This window comes from Streptomyces alkaliphilus (assembly GCF_014141535.1).
Lineage (GTDB): Bacteria > Actinomycetota > Actinomycetes > Streptomycetales > Streptomycetaceae > Streptomyces > Streptomyces alkaliphilus.
In genome coordinates, this window is record NZ_VKHT01000774.1 from 1 (window position 1) to 2,489 (window position 2,489).

4 protein-coding genes are annotated in these 2,489 nt (G+C 69.6%); 2 read left to right on the forward strand and 2 right to left on the reverse strand.

Annotated features, from left to right (window positions below; translation table 11 throughout):
- Window positions 1-262: ATP-binding protein (locus tag FNQ90_RS27600; protein ID WP_323380082.1), on the reverse strand; the 262-nt coding region annotated here is incomplete at its 3' end.
- A gap of 321 nt (window positions 263-583) precedes the next feature.
- On the opposite strand from FNQ90_RS27600, the gene FNQ90_RS19615 reads away from it, so the two are divergent.
- Both FNQ90_RS19615 and FNQ90_RS19620 read left to right on the forward strand, forming a co-directional pair.
- Window positions 584-1,498 carry a helix-turn-helix domain-containing protein gene (locus FNQ90_RS19615; RefSeq protein ID WP_182607571.1) on the forward strand — a complete coding sequence of 305 codons (915 nt, stop codon included), beginning with the start codon at window positions 584-586 and terminating at the stop codon, window positions 1,496-1,498.
- Window positions 1,461-1,586 (forward strand): DUF397 domain-containing protein, encoded by a 126-nt coding sequence (locus FNQ90_RS19620; RefSeq protein ID WP_182607568.1) that lies wholly within the window; start codon window positions 1,461-1,463, stop codon window positions 1,584-1,586. The genes FNQ90_RS19615 and FNQ90_RS19620 overlap by 38 nt, the downstream gene beginning before the upstream one ends.
- Window positions 1,587-1,728: 142 nt before the next feature.
- On the opposite strand, the gene FNQ90_RS19625 is transcribed toward FNQ90_RS19620, so the two are convergent.
- A complete protein-coding gene (locus FNQ90_RS19625) occupies window positions 1,729-2,280 on the reverse strand; it encodes an EF-hand domain-containing protein (protein ID WP_182607569.1) in 552 nt (183 codons plus the stop codon).
- Between the last annotated feature and the right edge of the window lie 209 nt (window positions 2,281-2,489).

Consider the following 2,489-nt stretch of genomic DNA (forward strand, 5'->3'; position numbering starts at 1 on the left):
GCGGCAGGGCGGGCGAGGCGTCGGTGACCTCGATCCGGACCCCGCCGCGATCCGGGGCGACGGCCAGGCGGAGACGGAACCCGCGGCTCGGGGCGTGGCCGGGCACCCGGCCGTGGCGGGCGGCGTTGGCGGCGAGTTCGCCCACCAGCAGCGCGACCGTGCCCGAGATCTCGGAGGACGACGGGAAGCCCTCGGCGGCGAGGTGGGCCACGGCGTACCGGCGGGCGGACCGGGCGCCCTCCGGGGTGGCGGGGAACGGCACCGAGGCAGCCGGGCCCGACGGGAACACCGGTGCGCGGGTGAGTGAGTCGCGTTCGGTGAGGCTCGGCCCCGGGCCTGGTGAACCGGACCGGGTGCTCGTTCGCTCGTTCGGGTCATCTTCGGATGACGGCATCGCCTTTGACACGGAATTGGTCCTTCATGGGTGGTGCCGGTGCGCAGCGTGCGTGCGCGGTGACCTTCCGTCTTCAGGTTTCGGCAGGAAAGCCCGGGTGCGGAAGGGAAGAAGGCCTTACCCCCGGGCACGTAAGCGCCGGGAGACGGGAGTGGAGTCATGGCGAGGGAGATCGACCCGCGTTCCTCGATGGCGGCGCTGTTCGGCGCCCGGGTCCGCAAACTCCGCACGGCGGCCGGGCTGACCCAGGCCGAACTGGGCCGCCGGGCCTACGTGGTCGACTCGCGGATCACCCAGATCGAGCGGGCGTGCGGCGCCCGCCCCACGCTGGCGCTCGCCCGCGCCCTGGACGAGATCCTCAACGCGGACAGCCTGTTGACCGACCTGTGGCCGTACGTCTACCGCGAGACCTTCCCCGACTGGTCCCGGGCGTTCATGGAGTACTCGGCGAGGGCGGTGAGGATTCATCAGTACGCCGCGCATGTGGTGCCGGGCCTGTTGCAGACCGCTGATTACGCCAGGGCCGTTTTGAGCAGGGGGCGTTCGCTGCGCGATGAGACGCATCTCAAGGAACGGTTGGCCGCCCGGTTGCGGCGACAGGATCGGCTTCGGGAGCCGGACCAACCCGAGTTGTGGTTGGTGTTGGACGAAGCGGTGCTGCGACGGCCGGTCGGGGGGCAGGAGGTCATGCGGGCTCAGTTCGAGCGACTGTTGGAAGCGGCCCGCGACCCCCGGGTGACCTTGCAGGTCCTCCCTTTCGACCAGGGCGAACACGACTCGATGGGAGGCTCGCTCACGGTGCTGACCCTGCCGGATCAGACCGAGGTCGCCTACACAGAAGGCGCGGATTACGGCCAACTCATCGAGGATCCGTCCGAGGTCGGCCTCTACTCGTTCCTCTACGATCGGTTGCGGGCAGTAGCTTTGCCGCCACTCATGTCACTCGACATGATCCGATCCGCGATGGAGGACGATCACAGTGGAGCGAGTATCCCGTCCCGGCACCAGCGCCGGCGGTTGGCGCAAGAGCAGCTACAGCAATCAGGAGGGTGGCGATTGCGTCGAGGTGGCCGGTGGGGTTCCGGGGGTGGTGCCGGTGCGTGACAGCAAGGCGCCGGCCGGTCCCGTTCTCGGCTTCGCCGCCCCCGCCTGGACGGCCTTCGTCGGTGAGATGAAGAAGTCCCACCGCTGAGTTCGAGAGTCCCGACTCACGGGAAGCGGGCGGCGGGGCCCGGAAGAGGTGTGCGCGCGGCGACGGCCGCCCGCCGGGTCCGGATCCCGGTGGACGGCCGTCGTGGGCCCCGGCCGCAAGCGGCGGGTGCCCGGAAGCGGGGTCAGAGGCGCCCGAAGAACATGCTGCCCGGGGCGTCCGGGTCCTGCGAGAGGTAGTGCTCACGGATCGCGCGGATGAACTCCATACGCGAGATCATGCCGTCCCCGTCCATGTCCAGCCGGGTGAACGCCTCCATGGCCTCGGGGGCGTTGCCCTTCCGTACGTCCCGCACGAAGCGGACGAACTCGTCCTTGCTGATCTCGTTGTCACCGTCGACGTCGAGGACGTCGAAGATCGTGTGACCGCCGCCCTCGGTCACGTTGAGCCGGCTGGTGTCGATGGCCGCGAGGCGGTTGGCCATGACGAACTGGTCCTTCGTCAGCCGGTCCGAGTCCACGCCCGCGTGACGCAGCAGCTCCAGCCAGTAGATCTGGTGGAAGCTCTGAAGCGCCCGGGCCCGGCGGTCCTCCTTGTCGAGTCCATAGGCCCGGATGTAGCGGTCGGCGAGCTGCTGGTAGTCCGACCAGTCCAGGTAGCCGTCCTGGTTGGCGTCCATGGCGTCGAACTCGCGCTCGAGCTTGAGGGCGATGATGTCCTGTGCGGTGGTGGTCATGGGCCGGGTCCTTCCGTGGTTCCGTCTCGCGGCTCCCCCAGCATCGGGACGGAACCTCCCAGATGAGGGACCGACCACGTCCATGTCACCCGATGTGGTGCTCGTTCTCGCCCGTTGAGCCCACACCGCATGCCGATGACCCGGACCCGGGGCGCGGCTCCGGCCAGTCGAAGAGGAAGCGCGCGCCGTCGAATTGGCCGGCCCCCGGC